Origin of the sequence: Micrococcus sp. KBS0714 (assembly GCF_002008305.4) — a bacterium.
Classification (GTDB): Bacteria; Actinomycetota; Actinomycetes; order Actinomycetales; family Micrococcaceae; genus Micrococcus; species Micrococcus luteus.
The window spans coordinates 591032-614650 of the sequence record NZ_CP042169.1; the positions used below are offsets into that span (position 1 = coordinate 591032).

The following is a 23619-nucleotide window of genomic DNA, read 5'->3' on the forward strand; positions in this document are numbered from 1 at the left end:
CCGCCAGCCTACCGAGGCTCAGCCGCCCACGAGGGCCGTCACCTCGGCGCGCAGCGCCTCGAGCCGCTCGGCGGCCGCGGCCGGGTCGGCGTCCCGGGTGCCGAGGTAGCACTTGAGCTTCGGCTCGGTGCCGGAGGGGCGCACGAGGACGCGGGTGCCGGAGTCGGTGGCGAACAGCAGTGCGTCCGTCGGCGGCAGCCCGTCCCCGCCGGCGGCCAGGTCCCGGCGCACGGTGACCGGTTCCCCCGCGAGCGTGGCCGGCGCCTGCTGACGCAGGGCCGTCATGGTGCGGGCGATCAGGGACAGGTCCGCCACGCGGACCGAGACCTGGGCGCTGGGCATGGCGCCGGTGACCGCGTCGACGTCGGCCAGGGCGTCCATCAGGCCGCGTCCCTGCGCTGTGAGGGCGGCGGCCAGCTCCGCGGCCATGAGGGCGGCCGTGATGCCGTCCTTGTCCCGCACCATGTCCGGGTCCACGCAGTAGCCGAGGGCCTCCTCGTAGCCGAAGCCGAGGTCCGGGGCGCGGGAGATCCACTTGAAGCCGGTCAGCGTGACGTGGTGCCTCACCCCGTTCGCCTCCGCCAGGGCGGCCAGCTGCGGGGAGGAGACCACGGAGTTCGCGGCGCTGCGGCCGGCCGCGTGCAGGGCCGGCATCGCGTGCGCGCCCAGCAGCGTCCCGACGGCGTCGCCCGAGAGCATCCGCCACGTGCGGGCACCGTCCGCGTCGGTGACGGGCGCGGCCAGGGCCAGGCGGTCGGCGTCGGGGTCGTTGGCGATCACCAGGTCCGCGTCCACCTCGGCGGCCAGGGCGAGGGCGAGGTCCATCGCCCCCGGCTCCTCCGGGTTGGGGAACGCGACCGTGGGGAAGGCCGGGTCCGGGGCGGCCTGCTCGGCCACCACGTGGACGGGGCCGAAGCCGGCGTCCTCGAGCAGGCCCGGGACCACGGCGCCGCCCACCCCGTGCAGGGGCGTGTAGACCACGCGCAGGTCGCGGTGGCCGTGCCGGTCGTCGTCGAGCACGCCGAGGGCCGCCGCGCGGTAGGCCTCCAGCAGGTCCGGCCCGGCCACGGTCCAGCCGTCGTCGGCGAGCGGGATGTCTGCGGCCCACGCCGCGTGGTCGATGCGGGCGGCGATCTCCGCGTCCGCGGGGGAGACGATCTGCGCCCCGCGACCCGCCTCGTCCGTGAGCCGCCCGCCGAGGTAGACCTTGTAGCCGTTGTCCGCGGGCGGGTTGTGGCTGGCCGTGACCATCACGCCCGCGTCCGCGCTGAGATGGCGCACCGCGAAGGCGAGCACCGGCGTCGGCAGCGGGTCCGGCAGCAGGACGGTCTGCACGCCCGCGGCCGTCAGGACGGCGGCCGTGTCCGCGGCGAAGGCGGCCGAACCGCGCCGCGCGTCGTACCCGACGACGGCCAGCGGCGGGGCAGCGTCCCGTCCGACGCCGTCCCACAGGTGCGCGGCCAGACCCGCCGCGGTGCGGCGCACCACGAGCCGGTTCATGCGGGACTCGCCCGGGCCCTCCTCGGCGCGCAGGCCGGCGGTGCCGAAGACGAGCGGCCCGGCGAAGCGGGCGGCGAGCGCCGCCCGGGCGGCCGCGGCCTCCGGGCCGACGCCGGCGGCCGCGTCGAGCTCGGCGCGCAGGGTGTCCCGGTGCGCGGGATCGGGGTCCTCCGCCGCCCACCGCTCAGCCCGGGCGAGGACGTCCTCCGGGAGCGCGGCGACGTCGTCGTGCGGGGGATGCGCGGGCATCAGAGCCGCCCCACGATGTCCGCGAGCAGACGCGCGATGCGCGGGCCGGCGGCCTGGCCGGCCTCGACGACCTCGGCGTGGGACAGCGGCGTCTCCGAGATGCCGGCGCCGAGGTTGGTCACCAGCGAGATGCCGAACACCTCCAGCCCGGCGTGACGGGCCGCGATCGCGTCCAGTGCCGTGGACATGCCGACGAGGTCGCCGCCGAGGGTGCGCGCCATCCGCACCTCGGCGGGGGTCTCGTACTGCGGGCCGGCGAACTGGACGTACACGCCCTCGCGCAGGGACGGGTCCACCTCACGGGCGATCGCACGCAGCCGCGGGGAGTAGAGGTCGGTCAGGTCCACGAACGTGGCGCCGACGAGCGGGGTGGCGCCGGTGAGGTTGATGTGGTCCGCGATCAGGACGGGGGTGCCCGGGGCGATCTCCGGGTCCAGGCCGCCGCAGCCGTTGGTCAGCACCACGGTGCGCGCCCCGGCGGCGGCGGCGGTGCGGACGGTGTGCGCCACGGCCTGGGCGTCGCGGGACTCGTAGAAGTGCGTGCGCGAGCCGAAGACAAGGGCGTGCGTGCCGTCCGGCAGTCGGACCGAGCGGATCACCGCGTTGTGGCCGGGCACCTTCGGGGCGTGGAAGCCGGGCACCTCGGCCAGCGGCACGGCGGCGACCTCGTCGCCGATCAGGCCGGCGGCCTCGCCCCAGCCGGAGCCGAGGACGACGGCGACGCGGTGCTCCGCCACGCCCGTCGCCCGGGCGATGGTGTCGGCGGCCGCGCGGGCCTCGGCGAAGCCCGGATGGTCGCCGGTCAAGGGGGAGTCGGGGGAGGGGATGCTGGTCTGGTCGGTCACGTCGTGGAGTCTAGGCGGTGTCCCGTGAGCGCGGGCTAGGACTTTCCCGTCCGCGGCGGACACAATGGAGCCCGTGAGCGAGGAAAACAGCACCTTCATCCCGTCCCTGACCATCATCGGCGGCGGCCCCGGCGGCTACGAGGCCGCCATGGTGGCCGCGAAGCTGGGCGCCCGCGTGACCCTGGTCGAGCGCCAGGGGTTGGGCGGCGCGGCCGTCCTCACGGACGTGGTCCCCTCCAAGACGCTGATCGCCGCCGCCGACTCGATGCGCCGCGTGGGCGCCTCCGTGGACCTGGGCGTCGACCTCGGTGGGGCCGACGTCCACGCGGACATGGGCCGGGTCGGCCACCGCATCCTGAACCTGGCCCACGAGCAGTCCTCGGACATCCGCGCGGGCCTCGAGCGGGTCGGCGTCCGGGTGATCGACGGCGTGGGCCGCGTCGTCGGCCCCCACGAGGTGTCCGTCCGCGCCCTCGACGACGCCGACGCCGGCGCCGAGCCCGAGATCATCACCTCGGACGCGATCCTCGTGGCCGTCGGCGCGAGCCCCCGCGAGCTGCCCACCGCCGTCCCGGACGGCGAGCGGATCTTCAACTGGAAGCAGGTCTACAACCTCAAGGAGCTGCCCGAGCACCTGATCGTCGTGGGCTCCGGCGTCACCGGCGCCGAGTTCGCCTCGGCCTACAACCGCCTCGGCGCCAAGGTCACCCTCGTCTCCTCGCGCGACCGCGTGCTCCCCGGCGAGGACGCCGACGCCGCCGAACTGCTCGAGAAGGTCTTCGAGGGCAACGGCCTCAGGGTGGTCTCCCGCTCCCGGGCCGAGTCCGTCGAGCGGACCGAGACCGGCGTGCGCGTGCACCTCTCCGGCGAGGGCGCCGAGGACACCCCGTCGATCGAGGGCTCCCACGCGCTGGTGGCCGTCGGCGGCGTGCCGAACACGGCGGGCCTCGGCCTCGACGACGTGGGCGTGAAGCTGACCGGCTCCGGCCACGTGCTCGTGGACGGCGTCTCCCGCACGTCCGTGCCGAGCATCTACGCGGCGGGCGACTGCACGGGCAAGCTCGCCCTCGCCTCGGTGGCGGCCATGCAGGGGCGCATCGCCGTCGCCCACCTGCTCGGCGACGCCCTCAAGCCGCTGCGCCCGCACCTGCTGGCCTCGAACATCTTCACCTCGCCGGAGATCGCCACCGTGGGCGTCACGCAGGCGCAGGTGGACTCCGGCCAGTACCAGGCGGACGTGCTGCGCCTGGACTTCCACACCAACCCCCGCGCCAAGATGTCCGGCGCGGAGGAGGGGTTCGTGAAGATCTTCGCGCGACAGGGCTCCGGCACCGTGATCGGCGGCGTGGTGGTCTCGCCGCGCGCGTCCGAGCTGATCTACGCGCTCGCGCTCGCGGTCACGCACAAGCTGCACGTGGACGACCTCGCGGACACCTTCACCGTGTACCCGTCCATGTCCGGGTCGATCGCGGAGGCGGCCCGCCGCCTGCACGTGCGCATCTGACCCAGAGACGACTTTCGGTCGTGAGATAGGGCCTATCTCACGACCGAAAGCGTCCATTCCCCCGATGTCACGTTCGAAAGTGCGGGCGTGGGGCGCGGGGGGAGCGCCGGGGGCCGGCCGGGGTCAGCGCGCGGCGCGACGCTCGCGGGCCGAGGTGACGGTGTCGAGGTCCGTGTGGCGGGTCTCGGGGGAGAGCACCAGCGCGATGACGGTGATCGCCGAGGCGGCGGCCAGGTAGTAGCCGACGTAGGAGACGTCGAACTTCTGCACGAGCCAGGCCGCGATGAAGGGGGTCAGCGCCGCGCCGAGGATCGAGGACACGTTGTAGGCGATGCCGGAGCCGGTGTAGCGTGTGTTCGTGGGGAACAGCTCAGGCAGCACCGCGGACATCGGCCCGAAGGTCAGGCCCATGAGCGTCATGCCCGTGGCCAGGAACGCCACCATCAGCGGCCCGTTCAGCTCCGCGCCCACGCCCATGTTCTCCGGCGAGAGCCACAGGCCGAACGAGAGGCCGAACAGCACCATGAGCACCGAGATCACGATCAGGGTGGGGCGGCGGCCGAAGCGGTCAGCCAGCAGGCCGGAGACCGGCACGAACGCCGCGAAGAACAGGATGCCGACCAGCTGCAGCACGAGGAACTCGGCGTAGGGGACACCCAGGAAGCCGTTGGCCGGCTTGCCGATCGCGTAGGAGAGGATCCACGTGGTCATCAGGTAGAAGAGCACGTAGGTGGCGTACATGACGAAGGTGCCCAGGATCAGCTCCCACCAGTTGCGGCGGAACACCTCGCTCAGCGGCGCCTTCACACGCTGGTCGCGGTCGAGGGCGCGCTGGAAGACCGGGGTCTCCTCGAGCTTGACGCGGACGTAGAGGCCCACGGCCACCATCACGATCGAGAGCAGGAACGGCACGCGCCACACCCACGTGAGGAACGGGCCGTCGAGCACCGGGTTCGTGGAGTCGTGGTCGAAGCCGAGCACGAGCGCGAGGAACAGGCCGTTGGCCAGCAGGAAGCCGATCGGCGCGCCGAGCTGCGGCCACATGGCCGCCTGCGCGCGCTTGCCGTCCTTGGCGTACTCGGTGGCCAGCAGGGCGGCGCCGGACCACTCGCCGCCGAGCCCCAGACCCTGGAAGAAGCGCAGCAGCGTCAGCATGGCCGGCGCCCACAGGCCGATCTGGAAGTACGTGGGCAGCAGGCCGATGAGGAACGTCGCGATGCCCATGGTCAGCAGCGAGCCGATGAGCGTGGTCTTGCGGCCCACGCGATCGCCCAGGTGGCCGAAGACGACGGCGCCCAGCGGCCGGGCGATGAACGCCGCGCCGAAGGTGGCCATGGAGGCCAGCAGGGCCGTGTTGTCGTCGCCGCCCGCGAAGAAGATCAGCGGGAACACCGAGACGGCGGCCGTGGCGTAGATGTAGAAGTCGTAGAACTCGATCGAGGTGCCCACGAGGGAGGCGATGATGACCCGCGAGCGGGGCACCTCCTCCGCGGTGGCGACCGCGTCCGACGTGAGATCGGTGGGGGCGCCCGGGTTCACGGGCGGGGTGGAGTGGGACATGGTGTCTCCCTGGTATGACGGGCACAGGGGGTCGCGAGCGACCACGATGTGAGACGAAGATGCGTGTCAGGTTAAGCCTCGTCGCGCCGATCTGCGAGAGTCACATCCTCGTCGTCCACCATGTGGAACCAGTCCGCGACGCCGGCGCTCCCCGCCGTCGTCGCCGGCGGCTCACTCCGCGTCGGCGATGGTGGCGATCACCGTGCCGGCCGTGACCGTCTGGCCCGGCTCGACCTCGAGACCGCTGACCACGCCCGCGCGGTGGGCCGCGAGCGGCTGCTCCATCTTCATGGCCTCCACGACCACGATCAGGTCGCCCTCGGCCACGGTCTGGCCGTTCTCGGCGGCGACCTTCACCACGGTGCCCTGCATCGGGGCGGTCAGCGCGTCCGTGCTGACGGCCGCGGCCACCGGTGCGCCGCGCTTGCCGCGGGGCCGGCGTCGTCCCGCACCGGCCCGCTGGGCGGCGCCGGAGATCGTGTGCAGGGCCTCGCCCCACGTGGGCAGGGTGACGTCCACGCGCTTGCCGTTGACCTCCACGGTCACGGTGTGGCGCGCCTCGCGGGGGGCCGGCTCGGCCGGGGTGAGGGCGCTCGGCTCGATGCGGTTCGCGAACTCCGTCTCGATCCACCGGGTGTGCACCGAGAACGGCTCCTCCGAGCCGGCGATCTCGGGGGCGAAGGCGGGGTCGCGCACCACGGCGCGGTGGAAGGGCAGTACCGAAGGCATGCCGACGATCTCGGCCTCGCGCAGGGCGCGGGCGGCGCGCTGCAGGGCCTGGCGGCGGTCCGCACCGGTGACGATCAGCTTGGCGACCATGGAGTCGAAGGCCCCGGAGACGGCCTCGCCCTCCACCACGCCGGAGTCCACGCGGACGCCCGGGCCGCTGGGCATGCGGAAGGTGGTGAGCCGACCGGGGGCGGGCAGGAAGTTGCGGCCCGGGTCCTCGCCGTTGAGGCGGAACTCGATCGAGTGGCCGCGGGGCTGCGGGTCCGTGTAACCGAGGGCCTCGCCACGGGCCAGGCGGAACTGCTCGCGCACGAGGTCGATGCCGGTGATCTCCTCGGAGACCGGGTGCTCCACCTGCAGGCGCGTGTTCACCTCGAGGAAGGAGATGGTGCCGTCCTGGCCCACGAGGAACTCGCACGTGCCCGCGCCGACGTAGCCGGCCTCCTGCAGGATCGCCTTGGAGGACTCCACGAGGCGGGCGTTCTGCTCGTCCGTGAGGAACGGCGCCGGGGCCTCCTCCACGAGCTTCTGGTTGCGGCGCTGCAGCGAGCAGTCGCGGGTGGAGATCACGACGACGTCGCCGTGCACGTCCGCCAGGCACTGCGTCTCCACGTGGCGCGGCTTGTCCAGGAACCGCTCCACGAAGCACTCGCCCCGGCCGAACGCGGCCACGGCCTCACGGACCGCGGACTCGTAGAACTCGGGGATCTCCTCGCGCGTGCGGGCCACCTTGATGCCGCGGCCGCCGCCGCCGTAGGCCGCCTTGATGGCCACCGGCAGGCCGAACTCGTCCGCGAACGCGACGACCTCCTCCGTGCCGGTCACGGGGGAGGTGGTGCCCGGCGCCAGCGGGGCGCCGACCTTGGTGGCCAGCTGGCGGGCCGAGACCTTGTCGCCCAGCCGGTCGATCGCCTCGGCGGGCGGGCCGATCCACACGAGGCCGGCGTCGGTCACGGCGCGCGCGAAGTCCGCGTTCTCGGAGAGGAAGCCGTAGCCGGGGTGCACGGCGTCCGCGCCCGCGCGCTCGGCGGCGTCGAGGATCTTGCCGATCACCAGATAGGAGTCGGCGGCGGTCTCCCCGCCGAGGGCCACGGCCTCGTCTGCGAGCGTCACGTGCAGGGCGTCCCGGTCCGGCTCGGCGTAGACGGCCACGGAGGTCAGCCCCTCGTCCTGGCAGGCCCGGATGATGCGCACGGCGATCTCGCCGCGGTTGGCGATCAGCACCCGGGAGAACCGGCGCTCCGCCGCGGGGTCGACGGGCGGGACGACCGAGGCCTGCGGTGCGTCGGCGATGCTCATGGGCGATGGACTCCTCGGACGATCACGGCTGGGGGTGCGGGCGCCACGTCCGGGGTCGTGCCCCTCACCCGGTGGGGCGAAAGGCGCGGGACGGCGCCGACTCTGACCAGCACCCTACTCGTTGTGGCGGAACCCTCCGAGGCACGCGGCCCTGTCGCGCCGGATCAGCGCTGCGCGTTGGAGGGTTCCCACAACCGGGTGAAGTCCTCACCGAGGGCCGCCGTGGCCCGCCGCAGCCACGCCACGGACAGCCCGATCACCGCGTTGGGGTCCCCGTCCACGCCGTCCACGAGGGCCGCGCCCGCACCGTCCACCGTGAACGCGCCCGCGCAGTGCAGCGGCTCGCCCGTGGCCACGTAGGCCTGGATCTCGGCCTCGGTGACGGCGCCGAAGCGCACGACGGCGGACACCACGCCCGCCTCCTCCGCCATCCCGGACCCGGCCCCGGACTCCGGCAGCACTAGGCCCAGCCAGTGGCCCGAGTGCAGCACGCCCTGCCGGCTGGCCTGGGCGCGCCAGCGCTCGACGGCGACCTCGGGCTCATAGGGCTTGCCGTGGGCGCGGCCGTCGAACTCGAACACGGAGTCGCAGCCGAGCACGAGCGTGGGCGCGTCGACGCCGGCGGCCGCCACCCGGGCGGCCACGTCGCGGCCCTTGGCCTCCGCCAGCAGGCCCGCCAGCTCCGCCGGCGACGGGTCGCCCGCCGCCGCGCCCACGGCCGCCTCGTCCACCCCCGAGACGACGACGCGGAACGGCACCCGCGCCCGGGTCAGGACCTCCGCTCGGCCGGGGGAGGCCGAGCCGAGCACCAGCCGCAGGCCCGTGCCGAGGCCGGCCGCGCCGTCGTCGTGCGGGATCACGCGAGCGCCTCCCGCAGGGTGTCCAGGCCCATGCCGCCCAGGCGCAGGGCCCGCGTGTGGAAGGCCTTGAGGTCGAAGTCGGCGCCCTCGGCCTGCTCGTGCTCGGCGCGGATCTGCTCCCAGATGCGCTGACCCACCTTGTACGCCGGCGCCTGCCCCGGCCAGCCGAGGTACCGCGTGAACTCGAAGCGCCGCTGGCCCTCGGAGATCCTCAGGTGCTTGGACAGGAACGCGTAGCCCTTCTCCGGGGTCCACGCGCCGCCGCCCTCGGACTCGGGGGCGTCGAAGCCGCAGTGGTAGCCGATGTCGAACACCACGCGGGCCGCGCGCATGCGCTGCATGTCCAGCATGCCGAGGTGGTCGCCCGGGTCGTCGAGGAAGCCGAGCTCCTCCATGAGCTTCTCCGCGTACAGCGCCCAGCCCTCGCCGTGGCCGGACGTCCAGCAGAAGCTGCGGCGCCACAGGTTGAGGTTCTCCCGGTTCATCATGGCGGTGGCGATCTGCAGGTGATGGCCCGGCACGCCCTCGTGGTAGACCGTGGTGGTCTCCGCCCACGTGGTGAACTCGTCCTCGCCCGGGGGCACGGACCACCACATGCGGCCGGGCCGGGAGAAGTCGTCCGAGGGGCCGGTGTAGTAGATGCCGCCCTCCTGGGTGGGGGCGATCATGCACTCGAGCCGGTCCATCGGGGCCGGGATCTCGAAGTGCTCCTTCATGGCCTCGACCGCGTCGTCGGAGAGCCGCTGCATCCACGTGCGCAGGGCCTCGGTGCCCTTCAGGGTGCGCTCCGGGTCCGCGTCCAGGATCGCGCGCGCCTCCTCGATCGTGGCGCCCGGCCGGATGCGTTCGGCGTCCGCCTGCTGCGCGGCGATGATGCGGGCCAGCTCCTCCTGGCCCCAGCGGTAGGTCTCCTCGAGGTCGATCTCGGCGCCGAGGAAGTCGCGGGAGGCCAGCCGGTAGTACTCGATCCCGACGCCGTCCGCCTCCGGGGCGTGCGGGCGCAGCTCGGCCTCGAGCGTGTCCGCGAAGTCGCGGTAGGCCTGCGCGGCGGCGTCCGCGCCGGAGCGGATGCGGGCGGCCAGGGCGTCGTCCACGACGTCGGCTGCCTCGGCCCGCTCGACCAGGCCCGGGAAGAACCCGCCCGCGGCGCCGTGGGCGCGGGCCTGCTCCACCACGATGTCCACCTGGCGCACCGCGGCCACGTGGCCGGCGTCGCGGGAGGCGAGCAGGGATTCGGTGTAGCCGCGCAGGGCGGCCGGCAGGTTCTCGAGGCGGCCGGCGATGTGGCCCCACTGCTCCGCGGTGTCCGTGGGCATGAGGTCGAAGACCGCGCGGATGCCCTGGGCGGGGGAGGCGATGTTGTTCAGCTCGGTGCGGCCGGTCGCGTGGATCTCGCGCTCGAGGCCGATGCGCTCCTGCATGGCCGCCTTCGTGACGCGGTCCGTCTCGTCCTGCAGCTCGAGTGCGGCCAGGTCCTCGAGCAGGCGGGCGTTGAGCTCGTCGTCGGCGCGGGCGCCGGCGGGGGAGAAGTCCGTGTACTCGGTCTCCCGGCCCGGGAAGCCGAGCTCGGTGGCGGTGTCCGGATGCAGGGCGAGGAGGTCGGTCACGTAGCGCTCGGCGAGCGCGTCGATGGCGGACGGGGTGCGGGCGCCGTCGACGGCGGCCTCGGAGGTGTGCTGGGTCATACCGGCACTCTAGGCGCTGGCGCCCGCCCCCCGGCTCACTGCGGGCCCGCGCCCTGACGCCACTGGCCGCGGCCGGGCCGGGCCCACAGGCCCAGGTCGCCGCGACGGCGGAGCGTGCGGTCCAGGGGACGGGGGTCGGCGGCCGCGGCGGCGAGCCGGGCGGCTTCGGCCCGGGCCGCGGCGGCCGCCTCGAGGACGGCGGCCAGCGCCGCCATCTCCTCCGGCTCCAACTCCGGGCCGCTGAGCTGCAGCGGGTCGGCCGACGCCGGCGTGGCCTGCGTCGACTCGTCGTTCTCGTCCGGGGCGCCCGGACCCAGCAGGGCGCTCACAGCGGCATGTTCCCGTGCTTCTTGGCGGGGCGGGCCTCGCGCTTGTGCAGGGTGGCGCGCAGGGCGCGGATGAGCTGGCCGCGGGTGGCGTGCGGGGGCACCACGGCGTCCACGTAGCCCAGCTCGGCGGCCTGGTACGGGTTGAGCAGCTCGGCCTCGTAGTCGGCCACGATCTCGGCCCGGCGCGCGTCGACGTCGCCGCCCGCCTCCGCCGTCGCCTTCAGGTCGCGCCGGTACAGGATGTTCACGGCGCCCTGGGCGCCCATCACGCCGATCTGCGCGCTCGGCCAGGCCAGGTTCAGGTCCGCGCCGAGCTTCTTGGAGCCCATCACGATGTACGCGCCGCCGAAGGCCTTGCGCGTGATCACGGTCAGCTTCGGCACGGTGGCCTCGGCGTAGGCGTAGATCAGCTTGGCGCCGCGGCGGATGATGCCGTTGAACTCCTGGTCCGTGCCGGGCAGGAACCCGGGCACGTCCACGAGGGTGATGATCGGGATGTTGAACGCGTCGCAGAAGCGCACGAACCGCGCGGCCTTCTCCGAGGCGGCGATGTCCAGGGTGCCGGCGAACTGCATCGGCTGGTTCGCGACGACGCCCACGCTCATGCCGTCCAGGCGGGCCAGGCCGGTGATCACGTTGGGCGCGTACAGCTCCTGCAGCTGCAGCAGGTGGCCCTCGTCCACGATCGAGGCGATGACCTCGAGCATGTCGTAGGGCTGGTTGGCGGAGTCCGGGACGATCTCGTCCAGGGCGAGGTCCTCGTCCGTGGGCTCCGGGTCCGCGGCCTCGAAGGTCGGGGCCTCCGCGAGGTTGTTGGAGGGCAGCAGCTCGAGCAGCTCCTGCACGTAGGCGATCGCGTCCTCCTCCGAGGAGGCCATGTAGTGGGCGGTGCCGGAGGTGGCGTTGTGCGAGCGGGCGCCGCCGAGGGTCTCCATGTCCACGTCCTCGCCCGTGACGGTCTTGATCACGTCCGGGCCGGTGATGAACATGTGCGAGGTCTGGTCCACCATCACCACGACGTCCGTCAGCGCCGGCGAATAGGCCGCGCCGCCGGCGGAGGGGCCCATGATCAGCGAGATCTGCGGGATCATGCCCGAGGCCAGGACGTTGTTCCGGAAGATGTCCGCGAACTGGGCGAGGGAGGCCACGCCCTCCTGGATGCGCGCGCCGCCGCCGTCGAGGATGCCGATCACGGGGCAGCCGTTGCGCGCGGCGAACTCCTGGACCTTCACGATCTTCTGGCCGTTGCGCTCGGACAGCGAGCCGCCGAACACGGTGAAGTCCTGGGAGTAGACGGCCACCTGGCGCCCGTCCACGGTGCCGAAGCCGGACACCAGGCCGTCGCCTGCCGGGTGCTTGGCGTCCATGCCGAACGCGGTGGTGCGGTGCACGGCCAGCGCGTCCAGCTCCACGAAGGAGCCCTCGTCCAGGAGGAGGTCGATCCGCTCGCGCGCGGTGTGCTTGCCGCGAGCGTGCTGGCGCTCGACGGCGTCCGGGCCGCCGGGCGCGGCCGTCGCCTCGAGCCGCCGATGCAGGTCGGCCAGCCGGCCGGCCGTGGTGGTCAGATCGGGATCGGTCACACGTCCTCCTTGTGGTGGTCCGCCAGATGCGGAGGCTCAGTCGGCCAGTCTACGGGCCGCCGCGGACGCCCTCGGTTGGAGGAAGCCCACAAACGACGAGGACGTCGGCCCGGGCCGCCCCTCCGCGCGCCCCGGGAGCGGATCGGCCCGCCCAGCCCGCCCCCGGGAACGCCGTGTATATCTAGGGGCATGCACCCCGACGACGCCCCCACACCGGATCTGACCTGGCTGGACTCCGCCGGCTCCACGCAGGATGAGCTCCTCGCACGGCTGGACCGCGAGGGACACCGGCACGGTGCGGCCGTGGCCACCGCGGACCAGCGGGCCGGCCGGGGACGGCACTCCCGCGTGTGGAGCGCCGCGCCGGGTGCGGCGCTCGCCCTGTCCGTGTACCTGCGTCCCGAGTCCGGCGGGGTGCCGGTCTCCCCGGCCCATCTGAGCTGGCTCTCGCTCGTCGCCTCCGCCACGGTCGCCGAGCGCCTCGCGGCCCGGGGCGTCCCGACGCACGTGAAGTGGCCGAACGACGTGCTCGCCACCGACGGACGCAAGCTGTGCGGCGTGCTGGCCACGGTGGCGCTGTCCTCGGACGGCAAGGGGCCCGGCGTCGTCGTCGGGATGGGCGTGAACCTGGACCACCGCGGGGCCGCCCCGGTGGACACCGCCACGGACCTGGCGGAGTGGATCGGCGCGGACGCCGTGCCCGCGCCCCGGGACCTCGCGGTCGAGCTGCGCGACGCCGTCGTGGCGGCCGTGGACCGCTTCGCGGCGGGCGTGGCGGGTCAGGCGGCGGCCGTGGACGGACGCCACCCCGCCGTGGCGGCCGTGGCGGACCGCCTCTCCACCTTGGGCCGCGCGGTGCGCGCCGAGCTGCCCGGCGGCGGCGTGCTGGAGGGCACGGCCGTGGGCCTCGGCCCCGGTGGCACCCTGCGCGTGAAGCGCGTCACACCGGACCGTGGCACAATCGAGACCGAGGTCAGTGCGGGGGACGTGGCCCACCTGCGCGGAGACGTCCATCGCGGCGCATGACACACCCGTCCCGGTCAGGAGGTGACCGCCGTGCGACTCGAGCCCGGTGAGCAGGTGATGGTCCGCACCCGCACCCACCCGCGCGCGCTGCTGCGCCCCGCCGCGGTCCTCGTGGCCGTCGCGTTCCTGCTCGGCCTGGCCGTCGGCGTGCTCGCACGCCCCGACCTGCCCGGGCTCGTCGCCGCGAACCGCGCCGTGCTCGAGGCGGCCGCGTGGGTGGTCGCGGCGCTCGTCCTGCTCCCCGGCACCGTCCGCCCGCTGTGGCGCTGGGTCTTCCGGCGCACCGTGCTCACCGACCGCCGCATCCTCCAGGGCGCCGGCATCGGCGGCTCCGGTGCCGCCATGCCGCTCGTGTCCATCGCGGACGTGCAGCGGCGCCGCCGCGGCTCGGGTGCCGGAGACCTGCACATCCTCTTCCAGGAGCCCGCCCGCCAGGTCCACTGGCGGCTGCGCGACGTCCCCGAGGCCGCGCGCTTCGAGGAGGCCCTGGCCCACCTCACCCGCCAGGCCCGCACCGCAACCTGGCCCGCCCCCGTCCCGACAGGAGACCTCCGATGAGCCGTCCGGAGACACCGGACACCGCACCGCTGCCGATCGTCCCGCCGGCCGAGGACGAGACCGCCCGCGACGTCGAGGAGCGGTCCGCCGAGCCCGCCGGCTGGACGAGCGCGATGCGCACGCTCGACGCCGGCCTGGTGGTGGGCCCGCGCGCCTACACCTCACGGGAGGTGGCGCAGCGCCTCGGCGTCTCGATGGCCTCCGCCCGGAAGATCTGGCGTGCGCTGGGCTATCCGACGTCGCCGGAGGGGCACAAGGCCTTCACCGAGGCGGACATCGAGGCGTTCGAGTCCGTGCTCACGCTCGTGCGCTCGGGGACGCTGAACGAGGACACCGCCATCTCGCTGGCCCGGTCGATCGGGCAGATGACGGACCGCATGGTGGTGTGGCAGATCGAGGCGCTCGTGGAGGACAAGATCGCCTCCGAGGGCCTGACGGACCCGGAGGCACGGCGGGCCGTCGTCGACATGCTCCCGGACATGGTCGGACCGCTCGAGAAGTCCATGCGGATCGTCTACCGGCGCCAGCTCAACCGCGCCGTCCAGCGCCTGACCGTGCGCGTGGAGGCCGGGCTGGCGGCCAGCGCCGAGGGCCGCGACGGCTCCGAGTCGGACGCGCCGCTGCCGCTGGCCCGCGCCGTCGGCTTCGCGGACATGGTCTCCTACACGACGCTCTCCCGGACCATGGACGACCGGACGCTGGCCCGCATGGTGCTGCGCTTCGAGTCCCTCGCCGCGGAGACCATCTCCGCCGGCGGCGGCTGGCTCGTGAAGACCATCGGCGACGAGGTCATGTTCAACGCCGAGACCCCCGAGGCCGGTGCCGCGATCGCGCTCTCCCTGGCCGAGACCATCGCCGCGGACGAGGAGCTGCCCTCGGCGCGCGTCGCCCTGACGTGGGGACGGGTGCTCTCGCGCATGGGGGACATCTACGGGCCCACCGTGAACCTCGCCGCGCGGCTGACGTCCCTGGCCGATCCGGGTACCGTGCTCGTGGACGCCATGACCGCTGCGGCCCTGTCCCGGGACGAGCGCTTCGTGCTCGTCCCGCAGCCGCCCAGGATCGTCCGCGGGTTCGGAGAGGTCCGCCCCTCCCTGCTCTTGGACGGGTCGGCCCAGACCCTGCTCGCCGACTGATCGAGGACCCCGTGGACCCCCGCCCCGAGACCCCGTCCGCGCCGCGGCCCCAGGCCGCGGGCGCCACCCACGTGGGCGCCGTCCGCGACCTGAACGAGGACGCGTGGACCCTCGTCGGGGAGCCGCTGGTGCTCGCCGCCGTGGCCGACGGCATGGGCGGGCACGAGGCCGGCGAGGTGGCCTCGGCCGCCGCGATCGAGACCCTGCGCCGCCGCGCCCCCGAGGTGCTCGCCCCGGGCACGGCCCACACGCCCCAGGAGCTCGGCCACCTGATCCACGAGGCGGACGCCGCCGTCGTCGAGGCCGGGCTGGGGCGCTCCGGCACCACCCTGACCGTCCTGGCCTGCCTGGACACGGAGCGCGGCCGCTGGGCCGTGGCGAACGTCGGCGACTCCCGGGTGTACCTGCGGCCCGTCGGCTCGCCGGTGCTCCAGCAGCTCACGGTGGACCACTCGGCGGTCCAGATGCTCGTCGACGCGGGGGAGCTCACCCCCGCCGAAGCCCGCGTCCACCCGCGCCGCAACGTCATCACCCGCGCGCTCGGCTCGCGCGAGGCGCTCACGGTGGACGTGGCCGAGGTCCCCCTCGCCTCCGGGGACCTCGTCCTGCTGTGCAGCGACGGCCTGACCGGCGAGCTGCTGGACGAGGAGATCCGCGCGCTGATCGACGACGCCGACACCCTCGAGGACGCCCTCGAGAAGCTCATCGGCGCCGCCCTGTGGCGCGGCGGCCGGGACAACATCACGGCGGTGCTCGTGCGCATCCCCTGACCCGGGTGCGCCGTCCGGGACGCCGACTACGCTGGGCCGGGTGAGCACCCCCAAGGAATCCGCCGCCCAGCCCGATCCGCAGGACATCCCCGCCGCGGACCTGCGGGAGGAGTACGAGGACCTCGTGGAGCGGGTCCGCGCCGCCCGGACCGCCTACTACCAGCGGGACGCCCCGGAGATCTCGGACGCCGAGTACGACGCGCTGTACCGCCGCCTCGAGGACCTCGAGGCCCTGCACCCCGAGCTCGTGGCCAACGACTCGCCCACCCAGGAGGTCGGCGGCGAGGTCTCGGAGGCGTTCGCCCCCGTCCGGCACGGGGCCCGCATGTACTCGCTCGAGGACCTGTTCTCCATCGAGGAGCTCGAGGTCTGGTTCCGCCGCGCGGCGCAGGCCCTGACGCAGGTGCGACCGGGCGTGGCGCCCCGCTGGCTCGTGGAGGTGAAGATCGACGGGCTCGCCGTCGCCCTGCGCTACCGGGACGGGCGGCTCGTGCAGGCCGCCACCCGCGGCGACGGCGTCACGGGCGAGGACGTCACCGCCAACGTGCGCACCATCGGGGACATCCCGCACGAGCTCTCCGGCGAGGGCTGGCCCGCCGAGTTCGAGGTGCGCGGCGAGGTGTTCATGTCCTCCGCCGCCTTCGCCGAGCTCAACGCGCGCCGTGCCGAGGAGGGTCAGACGCCGTTCGCGAACCCGCGCAACGCCGCCGCCGGCGCCCTGCGTCAGAAGGACCCGGCCGTCACCGCGCAGCGCCCGCTGGCCATGTTCGTGCACGGCATCGGCTCGGTCGAGGCGTTCGGACTGGAGTCCCAGCACGAGGTGTACGACGCGCTCGCGGGCTGGGGCCTGCCCGTGAGCCCCTACACCCGCGTGGTGGAGGGTGCGGACGAGGAGGCGTTGGCCGCCGTCGTCGCGGTGATCGAGGAGTACGGCCGGCGCCGGCACGAGCTGATCCACGAGATCGACGGCATCGTGGTGAAGGCGGACGCGTTCGCGGACCAGCGCTACCTCGGCCACACCTCCCGCGTGCCCCGCTGGGCGGCGGCGTACAAGTACCCGCCGGAGGAGGTGCACACGCTGCTGCGGGACATCGCGGTCTCGGTGGGCCGCACCGGTCGGGTGACCCCGTTCGCGGTGTTGGAGCCGGTCACCGTGGCCGGGTCCACCGTCTCTCTGGCCACCCTGCACAACCAGGACGTGGTCAAGGCCAAGGGCGTGCTGATCGGGGACACCGTGGTGGTGCGCAAGGCCGGGGACGTGATCCCCGAGGTCGTGGGCCCCGTGCTGCCGCTGCGCGAGAAGGCGATCGAGGCGGGCCGGGAGCTGCGCGAGTTCGTCATGCCCGCGCACTGCCCCTCGTGCGGCACGCCGCTGGCCCCGGCCAAGGAGGGGGACGTGGACCTGCGCTGCCCCAACGCCCGCTCCTGCCCGGCCCAGCTGGCCGGCCGCGTCGAGCACCTGGCCAGCCGCGGCGCCTTCGACGTGGAGGCGCTCGGCGAGGAGGCCGCCCGCTGGCTCGTCCAGGGCCCCGGCGAGGACCCGGCCGAGCACGAGGGGCAGGTGCGCCCCGAGGGTCCCGGCCCCATCACGGCGGAGGCGCAGATCTTCGACCTCGCCTCCGGCACGCCGGAGGAGATCACGGGCCCCCGCGGCGAGGACGGGCTGACGGACCTGCAGCGCTCCCTCGGCGAGGTCCGCGTGTGGCGCGAGGGCCGTACGAAGGTGGACGGCCGCATGGTGCCCTCGGGCGTGTTCACGCTCAAGCCGTACTTCTTCACCGCCGGCACCGCGAAGAAGCCGTCCGCGCCCACGGCCAACACGCTCCGCCTGTTCGACGAGCTCGAGAAGGCCAAGTCCCAGCCGCTGTGGCGCACCCTCGTGGCGCTGTCCATCCGGCACGTGGGCCCGACGGCGGCCCGCTCGCTGGCCACGGCGTTCGGCTCGATGGCGGCGCTGCGCGCGGCGGCCGAGGCCGGCGACCGGGACCGGTTGGCCGAGATCGACGGCGTCGGTCCGATCATCGCGGACGCGCTCATCGAGTGGTTCGCCGAGGACTGGCACCGGGAGATCGTGGACCGCTGGGCCGCGGCGGGCGTGGTCATGGAGGACGAGCAGGACGAGTCGACCCCGCGCACGCTCGAGGGCCTGACCGTGGTGGTCACCGGCTCGCTCGAGGGCTTCTCCCGCGACTCCGCGAAGGAGGCGATCCTCGTGCGCGGCGGCAGGGCCTCCGGGTCCGTGTCCAAGAAGACCGACTTCCTGGTGGCCGGCGAGGCCGCCGGCTCCAAGCTGGACAAGGCGCAGTCCCTCGGCGTGCCCGTGCTGGACGAGGCCGGGTTCACGGCGCTGCTGGCCGGTGGCCCGGACGCGGTGCGCCCGGCGGACACGGACGACGCCCCCGACGGCGCCGCAGAGGGGGAGGCCTCGGCATGAGCGCGCGCACCACGGTCCCGGGCCTGCTCGTGGTCGCCAAGGCCGCCGCGCGCGCCGGCGCGGACGTCCTGGCCCGGCGCTGGACCGGTCACCACCCGGCCGTCCCGCTGGGCATCGAGGAGATCGGCGCGCAGACGAAGTCCTCCGGCTCCGACTGGGTCACCGACTACGACCGCCGCGCCGAGCAGGCCGTCCGGGAGGTCGTCGCCGGCTACCGCCCCTCGGACGAGATCACCGGCGAGGAGTACGGCGCCACCCGTCCGGCCGAGCCGTCCGGGTACCGCTGGTCCATCGACCCGCTGGATGGCACCACGAACTTCGTGCGCGGGCTTCCGCAGTTCTGCACCTCGGTGGCCGTCACCGGCCCGGTGGACGCCGAGACCGCCGACCTGCTGGGGGTGGCCGAGGGCACCGAACGCTGGCTGGCCGGCGTCGTGGCGGCGCCCGCGCTGGGGCGCACCTGGTACGCGAGCGCGGGCCGGGGCGCCTTCAGCACCGCGGACGCGACGACGGCGGGCGTGGACCTGCCCGACCGCGATGCCGCCCCCGTGCGGCTCACCGGTCCCCTGCCCGGACGCTCGGGGCGACTGCTCGCCACCGGCTTCGGCTACGACCCCGCCCGCCGGGCCCTGCAGGTGCGGGCGCTCGCGGCCCTGCTGCCCGCGTTCGGGGACGTGCGACGGATCGGCTCGGCGGCGCTGGACCTGTGCATGGTCGCCGACGGCACCCTGGACGCGTACGCCGAGTTCGGCACGCAGGAGTACGACTGGGCCGCCGGCGCGTTGGTGGCGGAGGAGGCCGGCGTCGCGGTGACGCGGCCCGCCTCGGCGGACGGCACGGCACATCCTGACTGGATGGTGGCCGGCGACGTGGACGGGTCCGCCCTGGCCGCCATGACGGGGGAGAGGGCATGAGGCGGATCGTCGGAGACCCGTGGTTCTACCCGGTCCTGTTCGTGGCCGGCGGACTGACGTTCATGATCGCGGGGACGCGCCTGCAGCAGGTCGGGATGATCGTGGCCGGGCTCGTCCTGGCCGGCTACGCGGTCACGTACCGGTGGGCGGTCCGGGTCCGCTCGCGGCCGTTCGCCGGCGCGCAGGCGCACGTCGAGCGCGGCGGCGTCGTCGTGTTCTGGCGGCCGGGCTGCCCGTTCACGAGGCGGCTGGTCAAGGAACTGACGGCGCAGGAGCGGGATCGCGCCTACTGGGTGAACATCTGGCAGGAGCCGGCGGCCGCGACGTTCCTCGAAGGGCTGCACGAGTCGCGCGACGGCCACCCCCACCAGGCCGTGCCCACCGCCTGGCTGCGCCGGCGCGACTACGTCGTGGCCACGGACGCGACCCGCGCCCGCCTGAAGGACACGCTGCGCCAGCACGCCGGAGGCGACGCATGAGCGCCCTCGTCCGCCCGCTGCGCCCCGAGGACCACGAGGCGGTCGCCGAGCTCACCCTGGCGTCCTATGTCGACGGCGGCCACATCGCCCCCGACGACGCCTACGTGAAGACCCTCATGGACGTGGCCGACCGGGCCGGCCGCGCGGAGGTGCTCGTGGCCGAGGTCGACGGCGAGGTGGCCGGGTCCGTGGTGCTCACCCCGCCCGGCTCGCCCCTGGCCGAGACCTCCGGCGACGGGGAGTACGAGTTCCGCATGCTCGCCGTGCACCCGCGGTTCCACCGCCGCGGGGTGGGCGGCGCCCTGCTGGCCGAGATCGTGGCGCGGGCCCGCGCCGAGGAGGGCGTGGACGCCGTCGTGCTGACCACCATGCCCTCCATGACCGGCGCCCACCGGATGTACGAGCGCGCCGGCTTCGTGCGCGTCCCGGAGCGGGACTGGTTCCTCGCGGACGTGGTGCCGGACCTCGACCCGGCCGACGAGACCGGCCCGTTCCTCGTCTACCGGCTCGCGCTGGACTGACCCCGGGCGGGACATCGGCACCGGGACCCCATTCGGGGCGGGAAATCCCTGTCATGCGGGCCCGGAGCGCCGCGGTGGGGTGGATCTCCCGCCTCGAAGCGGTGGCGGCGGCCGTCCAGGCCCCGGCACTAGACTCGACCCCGATGTGGCCGCCGCCGCGCCGGCGTCGTCCACCCCGCCCCGACCCGTCACACGAGGAGATCCATGCCTGAGATCACCCGGGATCAGGTGGAGCATCTGGCTCGCCTGGCCCACATCCGGATGACCGACGAGGAACTGGACACGATGTCCGGCGACCTGGAGAAGATCCTGGAGCACGTCTCCGCGGTCCAGGCCGCCGCGGGCGACGACGTGACGCCGACGTCCCACCCCATCGCGTTGGAGAACGTGTTCCGGGAGGACGTGCCGGCCGGCATGCTCACGCAGGAGGAGGCCCTCGACCAGGCGCCGGACTCCGAGGACGGCCAGTTCAAGGTCCCCGCCATCCTGGACGGAGAGTGATCACCCCCATGACCGAGACGTTCGATGTGAACGCGACCATCGGCGCCGACGAGCTCGTCCGGCTCACCGCGCTGCAGATGGCCGAGCGCCTGCGCGCCGGCACCACCACCTCCGTGGAGCTCGTCCAGACCCACCTGGACCGCATCGCCGCCCACGACGGCGACGTGCGCGCCGACGCCGCCGGCGACCGCGGCGTGCGCGCCTACCTCCACGTGAACACGGACGAGGCCCTCGCCGTCGCCGCCGAGGTGGACGCGATCCGTGCCGCCGGCGGCCCCGAGGCCGACGCCCTGCACCCGCTGGCCGGCGTGCCCGTGGCCGTGAAGGACAACATCGTCACGCGCGGCCAGCCGACCACGGCCGCCTCCCGCATGCTCGAGGGCTGGTTCAGCCCGTACGACGCCACGGTGGTGGCCCGCCTCCGCGAGGCCCGCCTGCCGATCCTCGGCAAGACCAACCTCGACGAGTTCGCGATGGGCGGCTCCACCGAGCACTCCGCGTTCGGCATCACCCGCAACCCGTGGGACGGGGACCGGGTGCCCGGCGGCTCGGGCGGCGGGTCGGCGGCCGCCGTGGCCGCCTTCCTGGCCCCCTTCGCCCTCGGCTCGGACACCGGCGGCTCCGTGCGTGAGCCCGCCGCGTTCACCGGCACGGTCGGCGTGAAGCCCACCTACGGCGCCGTGTCCCGGTACGGCCTGATCGCCATGGCCTCCTCGCTGGACCAGATCGGCCCCGCCGCCCGCACCGTGGCCGACGCCGCGGCGCTGCAGCAGGTCATCGGCGGCCACGACCCGCAGGACTCCACGTCCCTGGCCGACGCGCCGGCGGACCTGACCGCCGCGGCCCGCGGCCGTGACCTGGCGGGGCTGCGCATCGGCGTCGTGACGGACCTGCCGGCGGAGGCGTTCCACCCGGGCATCCGGGCCGGTTTCGACGAGCACGTCGCGGCCCTGCGTGAGGCCGGCGCGGAGATCGTGGAGGTCTCCTGCCCCAGCTTCGACGCCGCCCTCGGCGCGTACTACCTGATCATGCCCTCGGAGGCCTCCTCCAACCTGGCCCGCTTCGACGGCGTCCGCTACGGCCACCGCGTGGTGCCCGACGGCGGCGGCACGATCGAGCAGGTCATGGGCGCCACCCGCGCCGCCGGCTTCGGCGCCGAGGTCAAGCGCCGCATCATCCTGGGCACCTACGCGCTCTCCGCCGGTTACTACGACGCCTACTACGGCTCCGCGCAGAAGGTCCGCACGCTCGTGCAGCAGGACTTCGCCCGCGCCTTCGAGCGGGTGGACGTCCTCCTCACGCCCACCGCGCCGACCCCGGCGTTCGAGCTGGGCGCCAAGACGGACGACCCGATGACCATGTACGTCAACGACCTGGCCACCATCCCGGCCAACCTCGCCGGCGTCCCGGGCATGTCCGTGCCGGGCGGCGTCGTCGACGGGCTGCCCTACGGCCTGCAGCTGATGGCGCCCGCGCGCGAGGACGCCCGCCTGTACGAGGCCGGCGCCGCGCTCGAACGCCTCGTGGCCGAGCGCCGGGGCGGGCCGGTGTGGGCCGAGGCCCCCGAGCTGGAGAAGGGCGCGCAGCGCGCCACCACCGCGACCACGGCAGGAGGCCGGGCATGAGCCACGCAGAACAGACCATGGACTTCGCGGAGGCGATGGAGCGCTTCGACCCGGTGCTGGGCTTCGAGGTGCACGTGGAGCTGAACACCGCCACGAAGATCTTCTCCTCGGCGCCCAACGCGTTCGGCGACGAGCCGAACACGAACGTGACCCCGCTCGACCTCGGCCTGCCCGGCACCCTGCCGGTGCTCAACCGCAAGGTCGTGGAGTACGCGATCCGCCTGGGCGTGGCCCTGGACGCGCAGGTCGCCGAGACCTGCCGGTTCGCGCGGAAGAACTACTTCTACCCGGACACGCCGAAGAACTTCCAGACCTCCCAGTACGACGAGCCGATCGTCTTCGACGGCCACCTGGACGTCGAGCTGGAGGACGGCGAGGTCTTCCGCGTGGAGATCGAGCGCGCGCACCTCGAGGACGACGCCGGCAAGCTCACCCACGTGGGCGGCTCCGGGCGGATCCAGGGCGCCTCCGCGTCCCTCGTCGACTACAACCGTGCGGGCGTGCCGCTCATCGAGATCGTCACCAAGCCGATCGTCGGCGCCGGTGCGCGGGCCCCCGAGCTGGCCCGCGCCTACGTCACCGCGATCCGGGACATCGTGCAGGCCATCGACATCTCCGACGCGCGGATGGAGCGCGGCAACGTCCGCTGCGACGCGAACGTCTCGCTGATGCCCAAGGGCGCCACCGAGTTCGGCACCCGCACCGAGACGAAGAACGTGAACTCCACGCGCGCCGTGCAGCACGCGGTCACCCACGAGATCCAGCGCCAGGCCGCGGTGCTCGCCGCGGGCGGCACCGTGACGCAGGAGACCCGCCACTGGCACGAGGACACCCGCAGCACCACCTCGGGCCGCCCGAAGTCGGACGCGGACGACTACCGGTACTTCCCCGAGCCGGACCTCGTGCCCGTGCACGTGGACGCCGCGTGGGTCGAGCGCGTGCGCGCGGCCATGCCCGAGCTGCCGGCCGTGCGGAACAAGCGGCTCAAGGCCGAGTGGGGCTTCTCGGACGAGGAGTTCCGCGACGTCGTCAACGCCGGCGTCCTGGACGAGATCGTCGCGACCGTGGAGGCCGGCGCCTCCGCGGCGGCCGCCCGCAAGTGGTGGATGGGCGAGATCGCCCGCCTGGCGAACGTCCGCGAGGTCGCCGTCGCCGAGCTGGGGATCACCCCGGCGCACGTGGTGGAGGTCGAGGAGCTGATCGCCGCGAAGACGATCAACGACAAGATCGCCAAGCAGGTGCTCGGTCTGGTGGCCGACGGCGAGGGCGCCCCGAAGGAGGTCGTCGCGGCGAAGGGCCTGGCCGTGGTGTCCGACGACGGCGCGCTCACCGAGGCCGTCGACGCCGCGATCGCCGCCAACCCGGACGTGGCCGAGAAGATCAAGGGCGGCAAGATGGCCGCCGTCGGCGCCCTGATCGGCCCGGTCATGAAGGCCACCCGCGGGCAGGCCGACGCCGGCCGCGTCCGCGAGATCGTCCTGGAGCGCCTGGGCGTGTCCTGACGACCGCGCGGGC

The 23619-nt window shown here is 74.2% G+C and carries 20 protein-coding genes; 12 read left to right on the plus strand and 8 right to left on the minus strand.

Annotated features, from left to right (window positions below; translation table 11 throughout):
* Positions 1–18: 18 nt before the first annotated feature.
* Together B1A86_RS02680 and B1A86_RS02685 are read right to left on the minus strand one after the other, a co-directional pair.
* Complete coding sequence (locus B1A86_RS02680) at positions 19–1749, minus strand: phospho-sugar mutase (RefSeq protein ID WP_078025712.1); 1731 nt, start codon at positions 1747–1749, stop codon at positions 19–21.
* Positions 1749–2594 carry a purine-nucleoside phosphorylase gene (locus B1A86_RS02685; RefSeq protein WP_044659714.1) on the minus strand — a complete coding sequence of 282 codons (846 nt, stop codon included), beginning with the start codon at positions 2592–2594 and terminating at the stop codon, positions 1749–1751. Before B1A86_RS02685 ends, B1A86_RS02680 begins: the two co-directional genes overlap by 1 nt.
* A gap of 64 nt (positions 2595–2658) precedes the next feature.
* Here B1A86_RS02685 and B1A86_RS02690 point away from each other — a divergent pair, with 64 nt between their 5' ends.
* Positions 2659–4098 carry an NAD(P)H-quinone dehydrogenase gene (locus B1A86_RS02690; RefSeq protein ID WP_052520048.1) on the plus strand — a complete coding sequence of 480 codons (1440 nt, stop codon included), beginning with the start codon at positions 2659–2661 and terminating at the stop codon, positions 4096–4098.
* A 123-nt stretch (positions 4099–4221) separates the two neighbouring features.
* Here B1A86_RS02690 and B1A86_RS02695 read toward each other — a convergent pair whose 3' ends face one another.
* The 6 genes from B1A86_RS02695 to B1A86_RS02720 all read right to left on the minus strand — a co-directional run bounded on the left by B1A86_RS02695 (position 4222) and on the right by B1A86_RS02720 (position 12140).
* The gene (locus B1A86_RS02695) at positions 4222–5658 is read right to left on the minus strand and encodes an MFS transporter (protein WP_078025711.1); all 1437 of its coding nucleotides are present in this window, start codon (positions 5656–5658) and stop codon (positions 4222–4224) included.
* A 171-nt stretch (positions 5659–5829) separates the two neighbouring features.
* Positions 5830–7686, minus strand: a complete 1857-nt coding sequence (locus tag B1A86_RS02700) for a biotin carboxylase N-terminal domain-containing protein (protein WP_078025710.1) — start codon at positions 7684–7686, stop codon at positions 5830–5832.
* A 164-nt stretch (positions 7687–7850) separates the two neighbouring features.
* Positions 7851–8546: a nucleoside triphosphate pyrophosphatase gene (locus B1A86_RS02705; protein WP_078025709.1), complete on the minus strand. Its 696-nt coding sequence runs from the start codon at positions 8544–8546 to the stop codon at positions 7851–7853.
* Positions 8543–10231 carry a DUF885 domain-containing protein gene (locus tag B1A86_RS02710; protein ID WP_078025708.1) on the minus strand — a complete coding sequence of 563 codons (1689 nt, stop codon included), beginning with the start codon at positions 10229–10231 and terminating at the stop codon, positions 8543–8545. Before B1A86_RS02710 ends, B1A86_RS02705 begins: the two co-directional genes overlap by 4 nt.
* Before the next feature lie 35 nt (positions 10232–10266).
* The gene (locus B1A86_RS02715) at positions 10267–10560 is read right to left on the minus strand and encodes a hypothetical protein (RefSeq protein ID WP_101965796.1); all 294 of its coding nucleotides are present in this window, start codon (positions 10558–10560) and stop codon (positions 10267–10269) included.
* Positions 10557–12140 carry an acyl-CoA carboxylase subunit beta gene (locus tag B1A86_RS02720; protein ID WP_041103546.1) on the minus strand — a complete coding sequence of 528 codons (1584 nt, stop codon included), beginning with the start codon at positions 12138–12140 and terminating at the stop codon, positions 10557–10559. Before B1A86_RS02720 ends, B1A86_RS02715 begins: the two co-directional genes overlap by 4 nt.
* A 189-nt stretch (positions 12141–12329) precedes the next feature.
* Between B1A86_RS02720 and B1A86_RS02725 the strand changes: the two genes are divergently transcribed.
* From B1A86_RS02725 to gatB, 11 genes are all read left to right on the plus strand, one after another.
* Positions 12330–13166: a biotin--[acetyl-CoA-carboxylase] ligase gene (locus B1A86_RS02725; RefSeq protein WP_101965797.1), complete on the plus strand. Its 837-nt coding sequence runs from the start codon at positions 12330–12332 to the stop codon at positions 13164–13166.
* A gap of 30 nt (positions 13167–13196) precedes the next feature.
* Complete coding sequence (locus B1A86_RS02730; RefSeq protein ID WP_036317415.1) at positions 13197–13724, plus strand: PH domain-containing protein; 528 nt, start codon at positions 13197–13199, stop codon at positions 13722–13724.
* Complete coding sequence (locus tag B1A86_RS02735; RefSeq protein ID WP_138976784.1) at positions 13721–14860, plus strand: adenylate/guanylate cyclase domain-containing protein; 1140 nt, start codon at positions 13721–13723, stop codon at positions 14858–14860. Before B1A86_RS02730 ends, B1A86_RS02735 begins: the two co-directional genes overlap by 4 nt.
* Positions 14861–14871: 11 nt before the next feature.
* The gene (locus B1A86_RS02740) at positions 14872–15630 is read left to right on the plus strand and encodes a PP2C family serine/threonine-protein phosphatase (RefSeq protein WP_020625514.1); all 759 of its coding nucleotides are present in this window, start codon (positions 14872–14874) and stop codon (positions 15628–15630) included.
* A gap of 40 nt (positions 15631–15670) precedes the next feature.
* Positions 15671–18064 carry an NAD-dependent DNA ligase LigA gene (ligA, locus tag B1A86_RS02745; RefSeq protein WP_078025707.1) on the plus strand — a complete coding sequence of 798 codons (2394 nt, stop codon included), beginning with the start codon at positions 15671–15673 and terminating at the stop codon, positions 18062–18064.
* Complete coding sequence (locus B1A86_RS02750) at positions 18061–18978, plus strand: inositol monophosphatase family protein (RefSeq protein WP_078025706.1); 918 nt, start codon at positions 18061–18063, stop codon at positions 18976–18978. The genes ligA and B1A86_RS02750 overlap by 4 nt, the downstream gene beginning before the upstream one ends.
* Positions 18975–19457 carry a hypothetical protein gene (locus B1A86_RS02755; RefSeq protein WP_078025705.1) on the plus strand — a complete coding sequence of 161 codons (483 nt, stop codon included), beginning with the start codon at positions 18975–18977 and terminating at the stop codon, positions 19455–19457. Before B1A86_RS02750 ends, B1A86_RS02755 begins: the two co-directional genes overlap by 4 nt.
* Positions 19454–19978, plus strand: coding sequence for a GNAT family N-acetyltransferase (locus B1A86_RS02760; RefSeq protein WP_036317337.1), 525 nt, complete (start codon positions 19454–19456; stop codon positions 19976–19978). Before B1A86_RS02755 ends, B1A86_RS02760 begins: the two co-directional genes overlap by 4 nt.
* A 204-nt stretch (positions 19979–20182) precedes the next feature.
* The gene (gene gatC / locus B1A86_RS02765) at positions 20183–20479 is read left to right on the plus strand and encodes an Asp-tRNA(Asn)/Glu-tRNA(Gln) amidotransferase subunit GatC (protein ID WP_002854348.1); all 297 of its coding nucleotides are present in this window, start codon (positions 20183–20185) and stop codon (positions 20477–20479) included.
* 8 nt (positions 20480–20487) lie between these two features.
* Positions 20488–22104, plus strand: coding sequence for an Asp-tRNA(Asn)/Glu-tRNA(Gln) amidotransferase subunit GatA (gene gatA, locus B1A86_RS02770; RefSeq protein ID WP_210411805.1), 1617 nt, complete (start codon positions 20488–20490; stop codon positions 22102–22104).
* Positions 22101–23606 carry an Asp-tRNA(Asn)/Glu-tRNA(Gln) amidotransferase subunit GatB gene (gatB, locus tag B1A86_RS02775; protein WP_078025703.1) on the plus strand — a complete coding sequence of 502 codons (1506 nt, stop codon included), beginning with the start codon at positions 22101–22103 and terminating at the stop codon, positions 23604–23606. The genes gatA and gatB overlap by 4 nt, the downstream gene beginning before the upstream one ends.
* The last annotated feature ends 13 nt before the right edge of the window (positions 23607–23619 follow it).

Coding starts and splice junctions, on each gene's coding strand:
- B1A86_RS02755 (WP_078025705.1), top strand. CDS start 18,975: ATGAGGCGGATCGTCGGAGACCCGTGGTTCTACCCGGTCCTGTTCGTG.
- B1A86_RS02735 (WP_138976784.1), top strand. CDS start 13,721: ATGAGCCGTCCGGAGACACCGGACACCGCACCGCTGCCGATCGTCCCG.
- B1A86_RS02695 (WP_078025711.1), bottom strand. CDS start 5,658: ATGTCCCACTCCACCCCGCCCGTGAACCCGGGCGCCCCCACCGATCTC.
- gatB (WP_078025703.1), top strand. CDS start 22,101: ATGAGCCACGCAGAACAGACCATGGACTTCGCGGAGGCGATGGAGCGC.
- gatC (WP_002854348.1), top strand. CDS start 20,183: ATGCCTGAGATCACCCGGGATCAGGTGGAGCATCTGGCTCGCCTGGCC.
- B1A86_RS02680 (WP_078025712.1), bottom strand. CDS start 1,749: ATGCCCGCGCATCCCCCGCACGACGACGTCGCCGCGCTCCCGGAGGAC.
- B1A86_RS02700 (WP_078025710.1), bottom strand. CDS start 7,686: ATGAGCATCGCCGACGCACCGCAGGCCTCGGTCGTCCCGCCCGTCGAC.
- gatA (WP_210411805.1), top strand. CDS start 20,488: ATGACCGAGACGTTCGATGTGAACGCGACCATCGGCGCCGACGAGCTC.
- B1A86_RS02750 (WP_078025706.1), top strand. CDS start 18,061: ATGAGCGCGCGCACCACGGTCCCGGGCCTGCTCGTGGTCGCCAAGGCC.
- B1A86_RS02690 (WP_052520048.1), top strand. CDS start 2,659: ATGGAGCCCGTGAGCGAGGAAAACAGCACCTTCATCCCGTCCCTGACC.
- B1A86_RS02725 (WP_101965797.1), top strand. CDS start 12,330: ATGCACCCCGACGACGCCCCCACACCGGATCTGACCTGGCTGGACTCC.
- B1A86_RS02710 (WP_078025708.1), bottom strand. CDS start 10,231: ATGACCCAGCACACCTCCGAGGCCGCCGTCGACGGCGCCCGCACCCCG.
- B1A86_RS02760 (WP_036317337.1), top strand. CDS start 19,454: ATGAGCGCCCTCGTCCGCCCGCTGCGCCCCGAGGACCACGAGGCGGTC.